Source organism: Bradyrhizobium sp. 27S5, assembly GCF_037217225.1.
In the GTDB taxonomy this organism is placed as follows: domain Bacteria; phylum Pseudomonadota; class Alphaproteobacteria; order Rhizobiales; family Xanthobacteraceae; genus Bradyrhizobium; species Bradyrhizobium septentrionale.
Genome location: NZ_CP147714.1, coordinates 398,931 through 415,281, shown reverse-complemented (window position 1 = coordinate 415,281; position 16,351 = coordinate 398,931). Strand labels below are relative to the sequence as shown.

Sequence of the window (16,351 nt, the reverse complement as noted above, 5' to 3'; positions counted from 1 at the left end):
GCCGTCACCGTATGACCCCCGGGACGGCTTCTTTCGTTGAGATGCGCGGCACGGCACGCATCGAACCCGGAGCCAGCACGGGCAGCGGCCCGCACCGTCACCGCGTCACCGTCACGACGCGCGTCACGACGGCAGCAGCCACAGCATCACTGACCGGCAAAGTCAGGCCCGAGAAACCGGACACAAAAAGGAAGGCCGCTTGCGTTGCCACAAGCGGCCCAAGTCTAGGGAGGAAACGCCCAAGGAGGGCACGGCCGGGGGACGGCCGATGAGGCACACTAGTCGATGCTGACAAAGAGCGATTGTGCGGTCCTATTCAATTTTGGACGTCCGTGCAGTCACGGGCGCACCCCCAATCACGCTTTCGTTAATTGAGGGGCAAGAACGCCGCCACATTCGCGATCAATTGGGCGAAGCAGACTTCAAGCCGAAGCGCCAGCAGGCAGCGCGCATCGCCGATCAGGCTCTGTGCATCGCCTTTGATGATCCTCCGCGATTGCGCTTCGACGATGTCGGTTTGTCCACGTGGACAAACCGGCTCCACTCCTCGGCATGGATGTGCTTGATCGACGTTCGCGAGCTGGCCTCCAGCCAGCATCACGACAGCGGCAAGCAGCGCGCGCAGACGACAGCGCCAGCGTCGAGCGCGTCACCATCACCACGACAACAGGCAGGCATCAGAGGCCGCAGGAAGGCCCTACAGCGCGCCGCAGGGCAGGGCCACTCGGACACCGGGCAGACCGCGCCAGCGCACAGGCTGCGACGCCGGGTCGATGGATACCGAGTTAAAAGCTCGCCGGGACACAGGCGGGACACGCGCCCGCGACATTTTCCACAACTTATTAATAACGCAAGATTTTTTCCGTTCAACGAGCACTAAGTGCTTACCCTTTCAGGGGGAAGGAGAAGACAGGGCTGCGTGACTAGTTAACTTCGGCTTCGCGCAGGCCGCTCAGCCACAGCGCAAGCAGCGTCCACACCGCGCCCGACAGGAGATACGCACCGGCCGAGATCAGGCCGAAATGGGTCGCCAGCAGCAGCGCCGCGAGTGGGGCAAAGCCGGCGCCGAAGAGCCAGGCGAAATCCGAGGTCAGCGCCGAGGCCGTGTAGCGATAGGTCCGCGCGAAGCTCGAGGCGATCGCGCCCGACGACTGGCCGAACGACAGGCCGAGCAGCACGAAGCCGAGCACCATATAGACGGTCTCGCCGACCGCGCCGGCATCGAGCAGCTGCGGGGCGAAGCCGCTGTAGACTGCGATCGCGACCGCCGATCCCAGCAGCAGCGGCTTGCGGCCGACGCGGTCGGCGATCATGCCGGAGGCGATGATCGCGAAGACGCCGACCGCGGCGCCGATCATCTCGATGATCAGGAAGCGCACCGGGCTTTCCTTGGTGAACAGGAACACCCAGGACAGCGGAAACACCGTGACCATGTGGAACAGGGCAAAGCTCGCCAGCGGCGCAAACGCGCCGAGCAGGATGTGGCGGCCCTCCTGCTTGATGGTCTCGCCGACGCGCGCCGGCTCCAGATCGCGGCTTTCGAACAGTTCGGAATATTCATCGGTCGCCACCATGCGCAGCCGCGCGAACAGTGCCACCACGTTGATGGCGAAGGCGACGAAGAACGGATAGCGCCAGCCCCAATCGAAGAAATCATCCGCCGAGAGGTTGCCGGCGAAGAAGGCGAACAGCGCGCTCGCCACGATCAGCCCGAGCGGCGCGCCGAGCTGCGGCACCATCGCGTACCAGCCGCGGCGATTCGGCGGCGAATTCATCGCGAGCAGCGAGGCGAGACCGTCCCACGCGCCGCCCCAGGCGATGCCCTGCGCGAGCCGCGCGGCAGCCAATAGCCAGATCGCCGCGACGCCGATCGTGTCGTAGCCGGGCAGGAAGGCGATCGCGACCGTGGAGGTGCCGAGCAGGAACAGCGCGATGACGAGCTTGGCGCCCTTGCCGTGGCGGCGGTCGACCGCCATGAAGATCACGGTGCCGAGCGGCCGCGCGGCGAAGGCCAGCGCGAAGATCGCGAACGAATAGAGCGTGCCGGTCAGTTCATTGACGAACGGGAAGACCAGCTTCGGGAACACGATCACCGAGGCGATCGCATAAACGAAGAAGTCGAAGAATTCCGAGGTGCGTCCGATGATGACGCCGATGGCGATTTCGCCGGGTTTCGCCTGCCCGCGACCTGATGCCGTCGGGGTGCCGTGAGCCATTGCTGGGGCCTGTGCCATCGCCGGAGACCGTCCTTCAAGATGAGGCCACGGGCAGAATTTGCCACGCGATCCACTTCACCTTCTGACCTCCTATCCCGCAGTGCAACATTGGACAAATTGTCCAATGTCAACTTTGCTGCATCGCAGCTACCCGTTGGCGGAACTCATAAAATTCCAGCCGATCCCTTGGGGGTGAGCCGTGCGCGCCTTGAAATTATTGGCCTTATTGCCGTTCGCGGCGTTCCTCGGCGGGTGCGATTTCGTCGTCCTGGCGCCTGCCGGTGACATCGCCGCCCAGCAGCGCGACCTCGTCGTGATCTCCACCATCCTGATGCTCGTGATCGTGCTTCCGGTGATGGCGCTGACCATCTTCTTCGCCTGGCGCTACCGGCAATCCAATACCGAAGCACCCTACGAGCCGGAGTGGGATCACTCGACCCAGCTTGAGCTCGTGATCTGGTCGGCGCCGCTTCTGATCATCATCTGCCTGGGTGCACTGACCTGGATGGGCACGCACCTGCTCGATCCCTACCGCTCGCTCGGCCGCATCGCCGCCGACAAGCCGATCGAGAGCAAGGACGCCCCGCTCAATGTCGAGGTGGTCGCGCTCGACTGGAAGTGGCTGTTCATCTACCCGGATTACGGCGTCGCCGCCGTCAACGAGCTCGCAGCTCCGATCGACCGCCCGATCCGCTTCCGCATCACGGCCTCCTCCGTGATGAACTCGTTCTACATCCCCGCACTCGCCGGCCAGATCTATGCGATGCCGGGCATGGAAACCAAGCTGCACGCGGTCGCCAACCAGGAAGGCACCTTCCGCGGCTTCTCCGCCAATTACAGCGGCGCCGGATTCTCCGGCATGCATTTCGACTTCAAGAGCCTGTCGTCCCAAGGCTTCGACAAGTGGGTCGCCAACGCCAAGGCCAGCACCAACATGCTCGGCCGCACCGACTATCTGCAGCTCGAGCGTCCGAGCCAGAACGATCCGGTGCGGCTCTACGGCACCGTCGATCGCGATCTCTACAAGGCGATCCTCAACATGTGCGTCGAGCCGGGCAAGATGTGCATGAGCGAGATGATGGCGATCGACGCCAAGGGCGGGCTCGGCCGCGAAGGCCTCAACAACACGCTGCCGCTCACTTACGACAAATACGCCCGCCGCGGCGCGCCGCTCGGCGTTGAGCCGACCTTCGTCGCCGGGATCTGCTCGATGGACGAGATCAAGGACGCGCCGTCGCGTGACGTTCTCGCCCCGCTCGATCTGACGCCGCTGCGCGGCGTCGGGCTGAAGCGGCCGCCGTTCTCGCCCGCCCATCCGTCATCGACCTCTTTGCTGCTCGGCCAGCGCCCGAAATCAGACTCCTGAGGAGCGCCGCATGAATCCCGATCTCATCAAGATGATCTTCGGCCGCCTCAATCTGGAAGCGCTGCCGTTCCATGAGCCGATCCTGGTCGGCACCTTCGCCGTGGTCGCGACCGGCGGCCTCGCGCTGTTCGCCCTCGTCACCTATTTCCGGCTCTGGGGCTATCTGTGGCGCGAGTGGTTCACCACCGTCGACCACAAGCGCATCGGCATCATGTACATGATCCTCGGCATCGTGATGCTGCTGCGCGGCTTCGCGGACGCGCTGATGATGCGGCTGCAGCAGGCGATCGCCTTCAACGGCTCGGACGGCTATCTCCCGGCCCATCACTACGACCAGGTCTTCACCGCGCACGGCGTGATCATGATCTTCTTCGTGGCGATGCCGCTGGTGACCGGCCTGATGAACTATGTGGTGCCGCTGCAGATCGGCGCCCGCGACGTCTCCTTCCCCTTCCTCAACAATTTCAGCTTCTGGATGACGGTCGGCGGCGCCGTGCTGGTGATGATGTCGCTGTTCGTCGGCGAATTCGCCCGCACCGGCTGGCTCGCCTACCCGCCGCTGTCGAACATCGGCTACAGTCCCGACGTCGGCGTCGACTACTACATATGGGGATTGCAGGTCGCCGGCGTCGGTACGACGCTATCGGGCATCAACCTGGTCTGCACCATCGTCAAGCTGCGCGCGCCGGGCATGACGATGATGAAGATGCCGGTGTTCACCTGGACTTCGCTCTGCACCAACGTCCTGATCGTCGCCTCCTTCCCGGTGCTCACCGCGGTGCTGGCGCTGCTGTCGCTCGACCGTTACGTCGGCACCAAGTTCTTCACGAACGACTTCGGCGGCAACCCGATGATGTACGTGAACCTGATCTGGATCTGGGGCCACCCCGAGGTCTACATCCTGGTGCTGCCGGCGTTCGGCATCTTCTCCGAGGTGACCGCGACGTTCTCCGGCAAGCGGCTGTTCGGCTACACCTCGATGGTCTACGCCACGGTCGTCATCACCATCCTGTCCTACCTGGTCTGGCTGCACCACTTCTTCACGATGGGCTCCGGCGCCAGCGTGAACTCGTTCTTCGGCATCACCACCATGATCATCTCGATCCCGACGGGCGCCAAGATGTTCAACTGGCTGTTCACGATGTATCGCGGCCGCATCCGCTTCGAGCTGCCGATGATGTGGACGGTGGCGTTCATGCTGACCTTCGTGATCGGCGGCATGACCGGCGTGCTGCTCGCGGTGCCGCCGGCCGATTTCGTGCTGCATAACAGCCTGTTCCTGATCGCGCATTTCCACAACGTGATCATCGGCGGCGTGCTGTTCGGCCTGTTCGCCGGCATCAACTACTGGTTCCCGAAGGCGTTCGGCTTCAGGCTCGATCCGTTCTGGGGCAAGCTGTCGTTCTGGTTCTGGGTCTCCGGCTTCTACTTCGCCTTCATGCCGCTCTACGTGCTCGGCCTGATGGGCGTGACGAGACGGCTCCGCGTGTTCGACGACCCGTCCCTGCAGATCTGGTTCGTCATCGCGGCCTTCGGAGCGTTCCTGATTTTGCTCGGCATCGGCGCCATGCTGGTGCAGTTCGCGGTCAGCATTCTCAGACGCGAGCAGCTGAAGGACACCACCGGCGATCCCTGGGACGCGCGCACGCTGGAATGGGCGACATCCTCGCCGCCGCCGGACTACAACTTCGCTTTTACGCCTGTGGTCTACGATAACGATGCTTGGTGGGACATGAAGCGCCGCGGCTACCGGCGTCCGCTCACCGGCTTCAAGCCGATCCACATGCCGTCCAACACCGGCACCGGAATCATCCTCGCCGGACTGGCGACAGTCATGGGGTTCGGCCTGATCTGGTACATCTGGTGGCTCGCCGCCATAAGCTTCATTGCGCTGCTCGCGGTCGCGATCGGCCACACCTTCAACTATCACCGCGACTTCCACATCCCGGCGGATGAGGTGGTGCGGACCGAAGATGCGCGGACGCGCGTTCTCGCCGCGGGAGCCCAGCCATGACCGTTGCTACCGTCTCCACCCAAAGCTCCGAACCGATCTTTCACGTCATCGACGAGCATGCGCATCCGGAAGGCGCCAGCACCATGCTGGGCTTCTGGATCTACCTGATGAGCGACTGCCTCATCTTCGCGATGCTGTTTGCGACCTATGGCGTGCTCGGCGGCAACTATGCCGCCGGTCCGGCGCCGAAGGACCTGTTCGACCTCAAGCTGGTCGCGCTCAACACCACGATGCTGCTGCTCTCCTCGATCACCTATGGCTTTGCCATGCTGACGATGGAGAAATCGAGGATCGGCGCGACGCAGATTTGGCTTGCGATCACCGGACTGTTCGGCCTCGCCTTCCTCGGCATCGAGCTCACCGAGTTCGCGCACATGATCCACGAGGGCGCGACGCCGCAGCGCAGCGCTTTCCTGTCGTCGTTCTTCACCCTGGTCGGCACCCACGGCCTGCACGTCACCTTCGGCCTGGTCTGGCTGGTGACGCTGATGGTGCAGACCGCGCGTTTCGGCCTGACCGAAGCCAACCGGCGCCGGCTGATGTGCCTCTCGATGTTCTGGCACTTCCTCGACGTGGTCTGGATCGGCGTCTTCACCTTCGTCTACCTCCTGGGAATGCTGCGATGACAACAGACTCTCACGCCCTGCACTCCGCCGCCGGCGGTCACGGCCATGATGACCATGGTGGCGCCGCCCATGGCTCGCTGAAGAGCTATCTGATCGGCTTCGGCCTCTCGGTGATCCTCACCGCGGTGCCGTTCTGGCTGGTGATGACCGGCACCATCGTCGACAAGCAGGTCACCGCGCTGATCGTGCTCGTGCTCGCCGCGGTGCAGATCGTCGTGCACATGGTGTACTTCCTGCACATGAACACGCGGTCCGAGAACGGCTGGACCATGATGGCGCTGATCTTCACCGTGATCATGGTGGTGATCGCGCTGACCGGCTCGCTGTGGGTCATGCATCATCTCAACGTCAACATGATGCCCCTGCACGACATGAGCCAGATGCCGTGACCAGTCGGTCGGCCAGACCATCGCTTGTGCTGCTCACGCTCGGCATGCTGGGCGTGGTGCTGCTGATCGCGCTCGGGGCCTGGCAGGTCGAACGCAGGACCTGGAAGCTGGCGCTGATCGGGCGGGTCGAGCAGCGCATGCATGCGGCGCCAACAGCGCCGCCGCCTCCGTCGTCATGGCCGGCGGTCACCGCCGCGAGCGACGAGTACCGCCGTGTCACCGTCAGCGGCACTTTCCTCAATACCGACGAGACGCTGGTGCAGGCCGTGACGACCGACGGCCCGGGCTTCTGGGTGCTGACCCCGCTGCGCATGGCTGACGGAACCACGGTGCTGGTCAATCGCGGCTTTGTGCCGCCTGACAGACGCGATCCTGCAACGCGGCGCGACGGCGAGCGGCAGGGCACCGTCAGCGTCACCGGCCTCTTGCGAATCTCGGAGCCGAAGGGCGGCTTCCTGCGCAGCAACGACCCCGCATCGGGCCATTGGTATTCGCGCGACGTCGCAGCGATCGCCGCCAGCCGCCGATTGTCGCAGGTCGCCCCCTTCTTCATCGACGCCGATGCAACGCCCAATCCGGGCGGCTACCCCATCGGCGGGCTCACGATGGTGCGGTTTCCGAACAACCACCTGATTTACGCGCTGACATGGTTCGCGCTGGCCTTTATGCTGGCGGGCGCGCTCCTGCGCATCATCAGCGGCAGGGGCCGCGCCGGCGCTGATCCAGGGTGGGACTCAAGGCGCGCCGCCGTGCGCCGCCTGATCGGCGCAGCCCGCAATCTGTCTCGCGACACAGGCCCAGATGCTCGAGCGCACATCGGATCCGCATGACGAAAAGGCCGAGACCGGCACGGCCGTAATGCCGTCCGCCGTGAACGCGGCTGCCGGCATGCCGTTCGATCTCGCAGCTCCCGCCGACGTCGCCACCAACCGCAAGAACATGGCCCTGCTGGTCCAGCTGCGCTGGATCGCGGTGATCGGCCAGATCGCGACCATCGGCTTTGTGCAGTTCTGGATGGGCGTCGCGCTGCCGCTGATGCCGATGGCGGCCGTGATCTCGGGGCTGGTGGCGCTCAATCTCGTCAGCCTGCTGTGGCTGCGCTACCGCGCCGACATCAACAACCGCGAGCTCCTGATCGCGCTGACGCTCGACGTTGCTGCGCTCACCGTCCTGCTCTATCTCAGCGGCGGCGCCACCAATCCCTTCACGTCGCTCTATCTGCTGCAGGTCACGCTTGGCGCGGTGCTGCTCGACGCCCCCTCGACCTGGTCGCTGGTGGCGCTGGTGTGCATGAACTTCGCCTGGCTGACCAACTATTACCGGCCGCTGGAGCTGCCGCAGCAGGGCTTTGCCGATGCGTTCAACCTCCATATCGTCGGCACCTTCATCGGCCTCGTGCTCGACGCCGTGCTGCTCGTGGTGTTCATGACGCGGATCAACCGCAACCTGCGCGACCGCGACCTCCGCCTCGCGGCGCTGCGCCAGGACGCGGCCGAACAGGACCATATCGTCCGGATGGGGCTGCTGGCCTCCGGCGCCGCGCACGAACTCGGCACGCCGCTCGCTTCGCTCTCAGTCATCCTGGGTGACTGGCGCCGGATGCCCGCGCTCGCCTCCGATCCCGAGCTGTCGCAGGACCTCGGCGAGATGGAGATCTCGGTGCAGCGCTGCAAGACGATCGTCACCGGCATCCTGCTGTCGGCCGGCGAGGCCCGCGGCGAAGGCTCCTCGCCGACCACGGTCGCTGCATTCCTGTCGGCGCTGGTCGAGGAATGGCGGACGTCGCGGCCGTCGGCGACGCTGTATTTCCGCAACGCCTTCGGGGCCGACCTGCCGATCGTCTCCGACATCGCGCTCAAGCAGGCGATCTTCAACGTGCTCGACAATGCCGCCGAGGTCTCGCGCGACTGGATCGAGCTGACGGCGGAGCGCGATCGCGACAGGCTGGTGCTGTCGGTGATCGATCGCGGCCCGGGCTTCTCGCGCGAGATGCTGGCGCATGTCGGCAAGCCTTATCAATCGACCAAGGGCAGCCCCGGCAGCGGCCTCGGCCTGTTCCTGGTCGGCAACGTGGTGCGCAAGCTGGGCGGCGTGGTGACGGCGCGCAACCGCCCGGATATCGGCGCCGCGGTCAGGCTCGAGCTGCCGCTGTCGACGCTCGCGATCGGAGACCATCTTGACGGATGAACGCCAGCTCCTGATCGTCGAGGACGACGCCGGCTTTGCCCGCACACTGAAGCGCTCGTTCGAGCGCCGCGGCTACGGTGTCGCGGTGTCGGCCTCGCTCGACGAGGTGCGGCATCTCCTGGAAGTACAATCGCCCGGCTATGCCGTGGTCGACCTGAAGCTCGCCGGCGGCGCCTCCGGCCTCGCCTGCGTCGAAGCGCTGCACGCGCATGATCCGGAGATGCTGATCGTCGTGCTGACCGGGTTCGCCAGCATCGCGACCGCAGTGGAGGCGATCAAGCTCGGCGCCTGCCACTATCTGGCAAAACCGTCGAACACCGACGACATCGAGGCCGCATTCCTTAAAGCGCAAGGCAATTCCGCCATCGAGGTCGGCGCGCGGCCGACCTCGATCAAGACGCTGGAATGGGAACGCATTCACCAGACCCTGATCGAGACCGATTTCAATATCTCCGAAGCCGCCCGCCGCCTCGGCATGCACCGCCGGACGCTCGCGCGCAAGCTCGAGAAGCAGCGGGTGAAGTAGGCGATAGAGGCCGACGACGCCAACGAGACACGCGAATGCGCGCCTGATTCAGCCGGCCGCCTCTCGCTCCGTCAGGACATCGCGGCAACATCCGCCGCAGTGTCGATGTACTCCTGAAAACGGACCGCCTTTCCGTCGCGGTACTTGAAAACGTGGGCCCATTCGTTCGTTACGGTCTTGCCTGTTCTCTTTGCCCGCGCCGTGAGTGTGCCCAAGACCACGACGGTGTCGCCCTGCTCGATCATCTCACGCGGAGCAAACTCGCTGAACTCCAAATTCTCGCCGACCTGGACGAAGAAGTTTGCAATCTGCTGCTTTCCCCTAAAGGTCCCAGCCCAAGGCAATTTATCCTGGGGACCTGGGGTTATCCACGTGCAGTCGTCATCGATCAGATCCCTGATGAGCGCTGGAATGTCACCACGTTGAAAGGCCTCATAGCCCTTCCTAGTTGCCTCAACATTGGATGCCATCGGATTTCTCCTCTGCAAATTGATGGGTCATCTTAACGTCGATCCAATAACGGCAGGGCGGCCAGCATAGCATGCCGGGCACCGATTGCCGTCGTCATCCGTGAAACAACTCAAGGCGATTCCGGTCAGGATCGTTTACGTGGCTGGCGGAAGCTCGAGAGAAGCAGCGGGTGAAGCGGCCGATGCAGTAGCCCAGCTAGCGAGCTAGCGAAGTGGAGAGTGCCTCGCCGTCACCCTGAGGAGCGCGCAGCGCGTCTCGAAGGGCGACGGCCCGGCTATTTCCGCGCGCACCTGCAAGCACTCGGGCCGTGCATCCTTCGAGGCTCGCAAGAGCTCGCACCTCAGGATGACGGGGCGTCTGCCTGTAGCCCGGATGCAGCGCAGCGTAATCCGGGGCCAATCGATCCGCGGATGGGCCCAACCCCGGATTTCGCTTCGCTTCATCCGGGCTACGAATAGAGAGCCGCGTGGACGCAGCGTTGCCGTTTACTTCGGTGGCGTTGCAACGCGCGCCGCAAAAACAAAAAGCCCGGTCCTGCGACCGGGCTTTTCATCTGAAACCTTGCAGCGCTGCTTAGGCGGCTTCGTCGGCGACGCTGGTATCGTCGCCATCGCTGTCGAGATCCTCACCGTCGGCATCGCCCTCGCCTTCACCCTCGGCTTCCGCCTTGGCGCCGCGGCGCGGGCTCTTGGCGAGCTGGCCTTCGATCTCCTTGATCGCCTCGGTCTCGGTCGAGTGCTGCACGACCGCGATTTCGCGCGACAGGCGGTCGAGCGCCGCTTCATAGAGCTGGCGTTCAGAGTAGGACTGCTCGGGCTGCGATTCCGAACGATAGAGATCGCGGACCACCTCGGCGATCGCGACGATGTCGCCCGAGTTGATCTTCGCTTCGTATTCCTGGGCGCGGCGCGACCACATGGTGCGCTTGACGCGGGCGCGGCCCTTCAGCGTCTCCAGTGCCTTCTTGACCAGCGCCGGCTCCGACAGCTTGCGCATGCCGACATTGGCGACCTTCGCCGTCGGAACGCGCAGCGTCATCTTGTCCTTCATGAAATTGATCACGAACAGCTCAAGCTTGGCGCCCGCGATCTCCTGCTCCTCGATCGCCAGGATCTGGCCGACGCCGTGAGCGGGATAAACCACGAATTCATTGGCCTTGAAGCCCTGACGCTGGGTCACGACCTTCTTCTCTGCCGGGGGCGGCGCAGCGGCCGGCTTGGCGGCAACCTTCGGAGCAGCGGCGGGGACGGCAGCCTTCGGGGCGGCCGGCTTCGGCGCAGCAGCAACAGTCTTGGGGGCGGCCTTCGCAGCAGCGGGCTTCGCAGCTGCCGCTTTCGCGGCAGTCTTGGCAGTCTTTTCTGGCATCACGCTTCTTTTGTTCTTTGAGGACTTTGCAGCCGCCGCCTTCTTGGCCCCCTTCACGGGCGCCTTGGCACGGCCCTTGGTTGCGCTGCGGGCAAAGACAGCGGCTTTTTTCGTCGTCTTTGAAGCACTCTTTTTACGCGTTTTCTGTGACACAGCCTGCGCGCGGAAACTGCCGCGCCCCTGTTCGATGTTTGCGGGAACCTCGAAGCCACAAGGTACGCATGGCAGGGGTTCTTGGCCTGTAATGTGCCAGATATAGCACATTTTCCGCAAAAATCAATGATTTACGCCCGATTCCGGGCATAACAGGGGACCCTCAGGTCATATGTCCGTCATTAGGGTTAAATCGGCGGGTCGGACGGAGGGCCGCGGCGGTCCAAGCCCGCCCTTATCGGGGTAGTCCCGAGGGTGACAGGCGAACTCAGTCGCCGCTGCCCGGATTCGCAGAAAAATATTTCTCGAACTTGCCTTCCTTGCCTTCCCACTCCTTGGCGTCCTCGGGCGAGTCCTTCTTCTGGGTGATGTTCGGCCAGCTCTTGGCGTAGTCCCGGTTGACCTCAAGCCACTTTTCCAGCCCCGGCTCGGTGTCCGGCTTGATGGCGTCAGCCGGGCATTCCGGCTCGCACACGCCGCAATCGATGCATTCGTCCGGATGGATGACCAGCATGTTCTCGCCCTCGTAGAAGCAATCGACGGGGCAGACCTCGACGCAGTCGGTATATTTGCACTTGATGCAGGCTTCAGTGACGACGTAGGTCATCCAAAACTCCGAAACGATCCACTTTTTCCGGGGTTGCGTAGCGCAGGAATACCGCAGCCGCAAGGAATTGCTGGCCCTAAATAGCTATTCCTTGCCTCCTTGCAAATCCTCGCAAAGCAGGCGCGCGGACGCGGCGTCGCCGCGCCGTTCGGCAAAGCCGATCACTTTCAGCACACGGACGCTGTTGTCGAGCGCGACGGTGACGACGTCACCCAGCTTCACGGCATGGCCCGGCGATTTCTCGCGCGTGCCGTTGATGCGGACATGCCCTGATGCGACGAGTTCAGCCGCGCTGGCGCGGGCCTTCACCACCCGCGCATGCCACAGCCATTTGTCGAGGCGCTGTCGATCCAAGAGCTAGACCAAAAGTTGGGCTATTCCTTCCGGCCGGCGAGCTGCTCCTTCAGTGCAGCGAGCTTGGCGAAGGGCGAGTTCGGATCGATCGGCCGATCGCGCTCGCGCGGCGTGCTCGCGCTCGAGGCATAGGGCCGATGCGACGGCCCGCCCTCGCGCTTGTCGCGCCCGCCCTTGTCGCGGCCGAAATCGCGGCCGCCGCGATCACGATCGCCGCCCTTGCGGCCGCCGCCGAATTTCTCGCCGCGGCGCTCATTGTCGCGATCGCGTCCCTTGCCCTCGAACCGCTCGCGGCGCTGGCCCTTGTCCTCTCTGGTGTCGCGGGCCTGCGCGCCATCGGCCGGCGCGGCGGAGGCTGCCGCAGCGCCGTCAGCGGGTGCTGCGCCCGGACGGGGCGCGCGGAAGTCGTGGTGACGGCGCGGCCGGCGATGCTGCTCGCGCTTCTCGCCACCCTCGCCGCCGCCTTCGGTGGCCTGCGCGCCGTCGGCGGGCTTGTTCTGATGACGGCCGCGATTGCGATCGTGACCGCGATGATGCGGCCGGCGTTCTCCATCGGAGCGGCCGCCGGGACGCCAGACTTCGACCAGTTGCGGCTCGGCCGGCGTTTCCGCGGCTGCGGGAGCGGCCTCGGCGGTATCAGCGTCGGCGCTCGCGGTCTCAGCGGGCGCCTCAGTGGCAGCCTCAGGCGTCTCCGCAGCGGCTTCCACGGCGGGCGCGGCTGCGACTTCAGCGGCGGGCGCTTCAGGAGCGGGTTCTTCGGTCGCGGCGGGCGCGTCGACCGGAGCGGCACGCTCCGCTGCGGCATCCTGGTGGGTCTCGATGACGACCGGCGTCGCCTCGCTGGAAACCACCTCGGCAAAGCCGACATCGGGCAGCAGTGCGGCCGACGGCGCGGGATCGCCGGATACCGGCTGATCGACAGCAGCTTCGGCCTCGGGCGCTTCGGCCTCGGACGCAACGGTAGCCTCCACTGCATCGGCCGTGACCTCAGCGGCGGCGTCGACCGGCGCATCTGCGGCAGCGTCAGAGCTCGCTTCGACCGGCGGCGTCTCGGCGGCGACCGTCTCGGTGGTCTCGACCGGTGCAGCCTCAACAGCCTTCGGCGGCAGCGGCGGACGGCGGTCCATGCGATAGCCGAGCGCGCGCAGGATCGAGGCAAAGTCCTCGCCTGCCGAACCAGTCAGCGAGGTCATCGCCTGCGTCACGACAAAGCCGCGGCCGTCGAAGGCGCCGGTGGGTTTTTCGCCCGGCGAGGTCTCGCGCCAGGCCAGCGCCGGGCGGATCAGATCGGCGAGCCGCTCCAGGATGTCGACGCGCACCGCGCGCTCGCCGCACTGGCGATAGCCGAGCACACGATAGGCATCGCGGGCGAGCTGCTTGTCGACCGGGAACGAGGTGCGGCCGCTACTCGCGAGATGCTGCACGTTCGACAGCGCCGCCATATCGACATTGTTCTGCTTCTCGGCCCACAACAGCGAGGCCAGCGAGCGCGCCGCGGGCTTCAAAAGCTGCGGGAAATAGATGTGATAGGCGCCGAACCGCACGCCGTATTTGCGCAGCGCTGCGCGCGAGGGCTGGTCGAGATCCTTCATCTCGGCCGCGATCTTGCTGCGCTCGAGCACGCCGAGCGCCTCGACCAGCTGGAAGGCGATACCGCGGGCGATGCCCTGGATATCTTCGGCCTTGGAGAGTTCGAACAGCGGCCCGAGCAGCTTTTCGATATGCGTTTTGAGCCAGAGGTCGAGCCTGGTCTGCACGGCCTCGCGCGAGGCGCCGGTCAGCCGCTCGTCGGAGATGATGCGCAGCCGCGGATGCAGCGCGTCCTCGGCGGCGACCAGCTTGGCGACAGCATCGCCGGTCCAGCGGATGGTGCCGTCGGAGGTCAGCACGAACTGCTCGTCGGGCGCCGCACCCAGTTTCTCGGCGCGCGCATCGATCTCGCGCGCCAGCACCTGCTGGGCGGCGGCTTGCAGCGCCTTGGCGTCGCTGCCGGCCTCGGCCGCATCAGGTGCAAAGGTGAAACCATCGAGCCGGCCGATCACATGACCTTCCACGATCACTTCGCCGGTCTTGCCAATTTCCGTATTCAAAACTGAGTTCTCCCGCAGGCGGCGCATCAATACACTGGTCCGCCTGTCAACGAAACGCTCCGTGAGCCGTTCATGCAGCGCATCGGATAATTTATTTTCGAGATCGCGCGTGATCCCCTGCCAGTGCTCCGGGTCATACAGCCAGTCCGGCCGGTTGGCCACAAAGGTCCAGGTCCGGATCTGCGCGATCCGGCCCGATAGCGTGTCGATATCGCCGTCGGTCCGGTTGGCCTGGTCGACCTGGGCGGCAAACCATGCGTCAGGGATACGCCCCTTTTGCATCAGGAAGCCGTACAGGGTGGTCACGAGTTCGGCATGGGCGGCCGGCGACAGCTTCCGATAGTCCGGAACCTGGCAGGCCTCCCACAGCCGCTCAACCGCTTTAGCCCCATGGCGAATTCGCGCACCTCGGCGTCGCGCGCGACATGGTCGAGCACGCGCTGGTCCTCGGCGATCGGGGCCCGCGTCAGTGCCTCATGATTGGGCGCCTGCGCCAGCGACACCTGCAACGCGCCGAGCGAGGCAAAATCGAGCTTCGCGTTGCGCCATTGCAACATCTTGACGCTGTCGAAGGTGTGGTTCTGCAGCGCGTTGACGAGCTCCGGCTCGAACGGCGCGCAGCGTCCCGTCGTACCAAACGTGCCGTTGCGCGTGGCGCGGCCGGCGCGGCCCGCGATCTGGGCGAATTCGGCCGGCGTCAGCCGGCGGAACTGATAGCCGTCATATTTGCGGTCGGAGGCGAAGGCGACGTGATCGACGTCGAGATTGAGCCCCATGCCGACGGCGTCGGTAGCGACGAGATAATCGACGTCGCCGTTCTGGAACATCTCGACCTGCGCATTGCGCGTGCGCGGCGACAGCGAGCCCAGCACCACAGCCGCGCCGCCATGCTGGCGGCGGATCAGTTCGGCGATCGCGTAGACCTCATCCGCCGAGAACGCGACAATTGCTGTTCTTCTCGGCTGCCGCGTGATCTTGCGGTCGCCGGCGAATTCGAGCTGCGACAGGCGCGGCCGCGTGACCATCGAGGCGCCCGGCAACAGCCGCTCGATGATCGGCCGCATCGTCGAGGCGCCAAGCAGCAGCGTCTCGTCGCGGCCGCGGCGGTTGAGCATGCGATCGGTGAAGACGTGGCCGCGCTCGAGATCGGCCGCGATCTGGATCTCGTCGACCGCGAGGAACGACAAATCGAGATCGCGCGGCATCGCCTCCACGGTCGAGACCCAGAAGCGCGGCGCCTTCGGCTTGATCTTCTCCTCGCCGGTGATCAGCGCGACGTTGTCGACGCCGGCGCGATCCGCGATCTTGTTGTAGACCTCGCGCGCGAGCAGCCGCAGCGGCAGCCCGATCAAGCCCGACGAATGCGCAAGCATGCGCTCGATGGCGAGATGCGTCTTGCCGGTGTTGGTCGGGCCAAGCACCGCGGTGACGCCTGCGCCGGGCACGCGGTCATTTCCGAACGAAGTTGAGAAAGCCATATTTTGCAGGTGTTTCTTGAATTGTTGGCGAGATCCCTAACCCGTCATCCCCGCGCAAAGGCCCCGCCTTTGTCGCTGTGAGGAGCGCGTCAGCGCGTCTCGAAGGATGCACGGCCCAAATTTATCCGCGCGTTTTGATCGGACTTTCCTCTCGCGGGCCGAGCGGGGCTGTCGCCCTTCGAGACGGCCGCTGCGCGGCCTCCTCAGGGTGACGGTCTGGCTGCATGTTTCGCATTGGCAGCGTGTTTCGCAAGATCTGTCTCACAATGCGACGCTTTCTGCGCCCGGCTTAAGCTTCGGAACGACTCCGGAACGAATCGCGCCCGAATCGGTGACTCCATTCCAGGCCTGAAACGTTCACCGCAACATCTCGGGTGGACCTGACGGCGGCGGCACTAGATCAAGTTTGAGAGGGCTCCACAAGCACAGGATATGCGGACTGAATTCCTTAAATTCCAGAGGGTGCCGAGTCGAATCAGAAGCAGGCAAGAGTCAACTGGATTCCGGTG

13 protein-coding genes and 1 pseudogene are annotated in these 16,351 nt (G+C 64.8%); 7 read left to right on the top strand and 7 right to left on the bottom strand.

Annotated elements, in window-relative coordinates:
- Window positions 1-367: 367 nt before the first annotated feature.
- Both WDM24_RS02010 and WDM24_RS02005 read right to left on the bottom strand, forming a co-directional pair.
- On the bottom strand, window positions 368-598 hold the full coding sequence (locus WDM24_RS02010; protein ID WP_338830253.1) for a hypothetical protein: 231 nt from the start codon (window positions 596-598) through the stop codon (window positions 368-370).
- A 325-nt stretch (window positions 599-923) separates the two neighbouring features.
- Window positions 924-2,216, bottom strand: coding sequence for an MFS transporter (locus tag WDM24_RS02005; protein ID WP_166301710.1), 1,293 nt, complete (start codon window positions 2,214-2,216; stop codon window positions 924-926).
- 199 nt (window positions 2,217-2,415) lie between these two features.
- On the opposite strand from WDM24_RS02005, the gene cyoA reads away from it, so the two are divergent.
- From cyoA to WDM24_RS01970, 7 genes are read left to right on the top strand one after another with little or no spacing between them, the layout of a single operon-like run.
- Window positions 2,416-3,582, top strand: a complete 1,167-nt coding sequence (gene cyoA, locus WDM24_RS02000; protein ID WP_338830252.1) for a ubiquinol oxidase subunit II — start codon at window positions 2,416-2,418, stop codon at window positions 3,580-3,582.
- Between the two features lie 10 nt (window positions 3,583-3,592).
- Window positions 3,593-5,596, top strand: coding sequence for a cytochrome o ubiquinol oxidase subunit I (gene cyoB / locus WDM24_RS01995; RefSeq protein ID WP_338830251.1), 2,004 nt, complete (start codon window positions 3,593-3,595; stop codon window positions 5,594-5,596).
- A complete protein-coding gene (gene cyoC / locus WDM24_RS01990) occupies window positions 5,593-6,222 on the top strand; it encodes a cytochrome o ubiquinol oxidase subunit III (RefSeq protein WP_029079628.1) in 630 nt (209 codons plus the stop codon). Before cyoB ends, cyoC begins: the two co-directional genes overlap by 4 nt.
- On the top strand, window positions 6,219-6,611 hold the full coding sequence (gene cyoD, locus WDM24_RS01985; RefSeq protein ID WP_338694760.1) for a cytochrome o ubiquinol oxidase subunit IV: 393 nt from the start codon (window positions 6,219-6,221) through the stop codon (window positions 6,609-6,611). The genes cyoC and cyoD overlap by 4 nt, the downstream gene beginning before the upstream one ends.
- Before the next feature lie 26 nt (window positions 6,612-6,637).
- A complete protein-coding gene (locus WDM24_RS01980) occupies window positions 6,638-7,441 on the top strand; it encodes an SURF1 family protein (RefSeq protein WP_414645804.1) in 804 nt (267 codons plus the stop codon).
- 28 nt (window positions 7,442-7,469) lie between these two features.
- The gene (locus WDM24_RS01975) at window positions 7,470-8,798 is read left to right on the top strand and encodes an ATP-binding protein (RefSeq protein WP_414645803.1); all 1,329 of its coding nucleotides are present in this window, start codon (window positions 7,470-7,472) and stop codon (window positions 8,796-8,798) included.
- Entirely contained in the window at window positions 8,788-9,324 is a 537-nt protein-coding gene (locus tag WDM24_RS01970; protein WP_338830249.1) for a response regulator transcription factor, read from the top strand. Before WDM24_RS01975 ends, WDM24_RS01970 begins: the two co-directional genes overlap by 11 nt.
- A gap of 71 nt (window positions 9,325-9,395) precedes the next feature.
- On the opposite strand, the gene WDM24_RS01965 is transcribed toward WDM24_RS01970, so the two are convergent.
- The 5 genes and pseudogenes from WDM24_RS01965 to WDM24_RS01945 form a co-directional block, all read right to left on the bottom strand.
- A complete protein-coding gene (locus WDM24_RS01965) occupies window positions 9,396-9,794 on the bottom strand; it encodes a nuclear transport factor 2 family protein (protein ID WP_029079623.1) in 399 nt (132 codons plus the stop codon).
- A 574-nt stretch (window positions 9,795-10,368) separates the two neighbouring features.
- Window positions 10,369-11,160, bottom strand: coding sequence for a CarD family transcriptional regulator (locus WDM24_RS01960; protein WP_166301690.1), 792 nt, complete (start codon window positions 11,158-11,160; stop codon window positions 10,369-10,371).
- 421 nt (window positions 11,161-11,581) lie between these two features.
- Window positions 11,582-11,920 (bottom strand): ferredoxin FdxA, encoded by a 339-nt coding sequence (fdxA, locus tag WDM24_RS01955; RefSeq protein WP_029079620.1) that lies wholly within the window; start codon window positions 11,918-11,920, stop codon window positions 11,582-11,584.
- A gap of 84 nt (window positions 11,921-12,004) precedes the next feature.
- Entirely contained in the window at window positions 12,005-12,274 is a 270-nt protein-coding gene (locus tag WDM24_RS01950) for an RNA-binding S4 domain-containing protein (RefSeq protein ID WP_338694756.1), read from the bottom strand.
- A 20-nt stretch (window positions 12,275-12,294) separates the two neighbouring features.
- Window positions 12,295-15,842, bottom strand: a pseudogene (locus tag WDM24_RS01945) (helicase-related protein).
- Between the last annotated feature and the right edge of the window lie 509 nt (window positions 15,843-16,351).

Bases quoted from the DNA above. Each gene is read 5' to 3' on its own strand.
- WDM24_RS02010 (WP_338830253.1), bottom strand. From the start codon at position 598: ATGCTGGCTGGAGGCCAGCTCGCGAACGTCGATCAAGCACATCCATGC.
- WDM24_RS02005 (WP_166301710.1), bottom strand. From the start codon at position 2,216: ATGGCTCACGGCACCCCGACGGCATCAGGTCGCGGGCAGGCGAAACCC.
- cyoB (WP_338830251.1), top strand. From the start codon at position 3,593: ATGAATCCCGATCTCATCAAGATGATCTTCGGCCGCCTCAATCTGGAA.
- cyoC (WP_029079628.1), top strand. From the start codon at position 5,593: ATGACCGTTGCTACCGTCTCCACCCAAAGCTCCGAACCGATCTTTCAC.
- cyoD (WP_338694760.1), top strand. From the start codon at position 6,219: ATGACAACAGACTCTCACGCCCTGCACTCCGCCGCCGGCGGTCACGGC.
- WDM24_RS01975 (WP_414645803.1), top strand. From the start codon at position 7,470: ATGCCGTCCGCCGTGAACGCGGCTGCCGGCATGCCGTTCGATCTCGCA.
- WDM24_RS01965 (WP_029079623.1), bottom strand. From the start codon at position 9,794: ATGGCATCCAATGTTGAGGCAACTAGGAAGGGCTATGAGGCCTTTCAA.
- WDM24_RS01960 (WP_166301690.1), bottom strand. From the start codon at position 11,160: ATGCCAGAAAAGACTGCCAAGACTGCCGCGAAAGCGGCAGCTGCGAAG.
- fdxA (WP_029079620.1), bottom strand. From the start codon at position 11,920: ATGACCTACGTCGTCACTGAAGCCTGCATCAAGTGCAAATATACCGAC.